This is a genomic window from Methanobrevibacter sp., from assembly GCF_045611865.1.
GTDB lineage: Archaea > Methanobacteriota > Methanobacteria > Methanobacteriales > Methanobacteriaceae > Methanocatella.
Genome location: NZ_JAZKXX010000005.1, coordinates 1 through 3,558, shown reverse-complemented (window position 1 = coordinate 3,558; position 3,558 = coordinate 1). Strand labels below are relative to the sequence as shown.

Sequence of the window (3,558 nt, the reverse complement as noted above, 5' to 3'; positions counted from 1 at the left end):
CGGGTGTGAAGTTTTTTACCGGTAGGAGCTTCATAATTGAAAAGCATCATTTCATCACGTTTGCAGTAGAGTTTCAATTCAAGCTTGCTGTTCCAGTTACTGCAGTTGATGTACCATTCGTTGTCCACTTCTCCTTCCTTGAATCCGAAATCCACTCTTACATTATTCCAGAATCTTGCAAAGTTGTACTCATACATTTTTCCTTCATAGTAGAATCCGATCAATAGCTTACGAGGAAGGGAAATGCCGAATGCCTTAGGTTTTCCACCACCAGCTTCAAAAGCGGAGTTGTTAAGTTTCTTTCCGGTAATTAAGCTTGTTAAATTACAGGAGGATATCCATAACCAAGGGCTTGTAAAGTCTCCACCCCAGTTCTTGTCTGCATATCCAAAGGATTTTTCAGGAATCACTTCATACTCAACACCATCCAATTCAACGGTTCCGCTGTATTGAGTCTTGATTCCTTCAGCGTGCCAAAACATTTCAAAAGCGTTTATTTTTCTAAAGAAACTGTTAGCACCATAACCTACGTTAAAAGTAATTTGCTTGTCAATATCCAAATCCCATTTCATTTCCCCTGCATCAGACATGTATTCAGGATGGTCACGTGCTTCTTCTTCAGTGACTTTACAGTAACCGGTCATGTGAGTTTCAGTTAAGCTGTATTCTCCAATCTTGATGTCTAATTTATCGTCAGGACATTCAAAGTCTTTCATGGAATAGAAGTTATGGATCTGTTTAGGGTCTTCTCCATATGCTCCGACTTTTAACATACAGTAAGATGGTCTTTTTCCTGCTTCAATGTTTTTAGGGTCTTGTCCTAAAGTAGGTTCATCTTCAGCCAAGTCAGGGTTACAGACGAAGTATTCTATAAAGAATGGTCTTGGTTCCCCAGTTTCCTTATTGTAAGCAGTGAAAGAATGCCACCACCAGTCATAACCTTGCTTAGCAAGGGGACCTTTCAACATAAAATGGTCTCTTTTCAAATCACTTTTATTCATTTAAAATCCTCCAAAAGAAAAATCATATTATTTGATAATTTAATTATTATAAAATCAACCAGTGCATTAAATAAATTTGACAAGTTAAATCGCCAAATGATTGAATAATTAAAAAATCGACTAATATATCTTATATTTTAATTTATATTATCTTTATAATAAATATTTTATTATTTAAATATGGAAAAATTGAAAAATTGATTAAAAAAATTGATTAAAAAAAGAGAATTAAGAAATAACTGAAGAAAAAATTGATTAAAAAAAGAGAATTGAAAATAGAATTAAAAAATAGCTAAAAAAAGGTAATGATTTTGATCATTCAATCATCATCATAATCAAATATGCTAAAGTCCATACCTTTTGAAAAGCTTTGATCGATAAGGTGTGCAATGAATTCCTCAAATGAAACTTCCTTATCTTCACTTAAGATGTCCGCTTCATCTGGAAACATTTCTGGATTTAAAGTGAAACTGAGTTCTTCTTGATTTTGAGTGAGAATCTTTATAAAATCCTCTACAGAAATCTCACGGGACTCCCCAGGTTTCATATCAAAGAGCTCTAAAACTGAATTTTCATCATTGATTTCAAATTCAATCTCATTCGGGACCTCAACAATATCCCCTTCCAATACTGGCCCATTGAAAACCTTTTCCAAATCAGTATCATCAATCACATCAAAGCTTTGATTCTCAATGAATGGATTTTCAAATCTGAGATTGACTTCATCATCACCGGACAAGTCCAAATGAACTTCCTCATCTTCAAAAGCACCAATCTGTTCATAGAAATGTTGGAACAAAACCATTTCCACTTCATCAACAATGCTTGAAATGTTCTTTACATCTCTCCAATCTTGAGAGTTAATTACAAATGCGCAGAAGTCATCAATAGCTGAAATGACAGATTTATATCTGTTTAAGTCTTTTTTAGATAATCTGTTGCATTCAATTAAAGTATTTATTCTAGCTGTTTCACTTACCAATCTCTTAATCCAAATCAATTGCACTAAACCAAAATCATTCATTAAAACACCTCATAGATGAAAATTCATTCGACAACAAAATACGTTAAATTATCCCAACAAATCATCATAGGTAAAAAATGCAAACAAAATACAAAGGCACAACATGAGTTGATATTATGAACAAACGAAATATAGGAGTGATTTAATATGATGAAATTCTACTATGATGATTTATTGGTGTAATCAACCACGACCATAGATTCATACCCCTTCATTGAATCTACAATCAGGAATTCAAGCATGAGATGGACTCATTTAAGCATGCATTGAAAACTTTTAGAACATGTGGTTGACATGGTAACAATTATATAAACTTGGTTGCATATAAAGATTTCTGATTTCTATAAAAAAGCTGAAATTTAAGTAAAAATAATCATGAAAATTAAGAAAAATCAAGGAAAAATTAGAAAAATAAAAAATTATTAAAAAAGAAGAAAAAATAGCGAGAAAAGATTATTTTCTCAAAAAATAAAAAGAGTTTTGATCAAACTTTTGCGAGCGAAGCGAGTGAAAGTTTGGGCGTTACATATGTGCATCATCTAAAATGTGATGACACTCACAATCGCACTCTTTTGATAAGTCCTTAATTGTATCAAGCAATAAGTTAATCAATTCCCCTTTCTTTTGAGCCATAATGTCAAGGACTTCTTTTGTATCTAATTTAGTAGGGGAAATTGATGTGGAATAATTGGAAACAACAGCTATAGGAGCATAACACATTTCCTTTTCCCTTGCAAGAACCGCTTCAGGCAATGTAGTCATGCCAACAATTGCTCCTCCCAATATGCTAAACATCTTTATTTCAGCAGGAGTTTCAAACCTTGGCCCTTCTGTACAGACAATGGTTCCTCCATCAACTACCTTTCCATCAACACATCCAGAATTGTCTAAAATGGCTTTTCTCAACCTATTGCAGAAAGGTTCAGTCATGTCAATGTGAATAACCTCATTGTCATAAAATGTTCTGTCCCTATTTACAGTGAAATCCAAAAAGTCATCTGGGAGAACAATGGATCCTGGACCGATATCCAAATCAAGTGAGCCTACAGCATTTGTAGCCATGATCTGAGTGACACCTATCTCCTTAAGTGCCATAATGTTTGCCTTAAAATTGATTTTATGTGGAGGGCAAGTGTGACCTGCAGAGTGTCTTGGCAAGAAAGCAACTGTCTTGTCCCCAATGCTTAAAAGGGAAACTTCAACAGAACCGTATTCTGTCTCAACAGTCTTCTTTTCAATTGAATCTGCCAATTCACTTATTTCCTCTACGCCACTACCACCAATAATTCCAATCATATGATAACCTCAATACCAGAGCCGGCTTATCCTTTTGTAACTGCTAAAGGAACAACTTTTGCAACTAATTTAGCGATTCCTGCATCGTGGGATGTCTTGACAACTGAATCAACATTCTTGTAAGCACCAGGTGCTTCTTCAGCTAAAACAGGAGCGGAATTTGCTTTTACATGAATTCCTTTTGCATTCAATTCCTTCTCGATTCCTTCTGCAGTGAATTGCTTTTTAGCAGCAGTT

The 3,558-nt window shown here is 34.4% G+C and carries 4 protein-coding genes; all 4 read right to left on the bottom strand.

Annotation, left to right across the window (positions count from 1 at the left end):
- Window positions 1-1,001 (bottom strand): tocopherol cyclase family protein (locus ACKI32_RS00325; RefSeq protein WP_407412689.1); only part of this gene is annotated, 1,001 nt, incomplete at its 3' end.
- 319 nt (window positions 1,002-1,320) lie between these two features.
- On the bottom strand, window positions 1,321-2,025 hold the full coding sequence (locus ACKI32_RS00320) for a hypothetical protein (RefSeq protein ID WP_407412688.1): 705 nt from the start codon (window positions 2,023-2,025) through the stop codon (window positions 1,321-1,323).
- 522 nt (window positions 2,026-2,547) lie between these two features.
- On the bottom strand, window positions 2,548-3,321 hold the full coding sequence (gene mtnP / locus ACKI32_RS00315; protein WP_407412687.1) for an S-methyl-5'-thioadenosine phosphorylase: 774 nt from the start codon (window positions 3,319-3,321) through the stop codon (window positions 2,548-2,550).
- A gap of 26 nt (window positions 3,322-3,347) precedes the next feature.
- A partial coding sequence (locus tag ACKI32_RS00310; RefSeq protein ID WP_407412686.1) for an RtcB family protein occupies window positions 3,348-3,558 on the bottom strand: 211 nt, incomplete at its 5' end.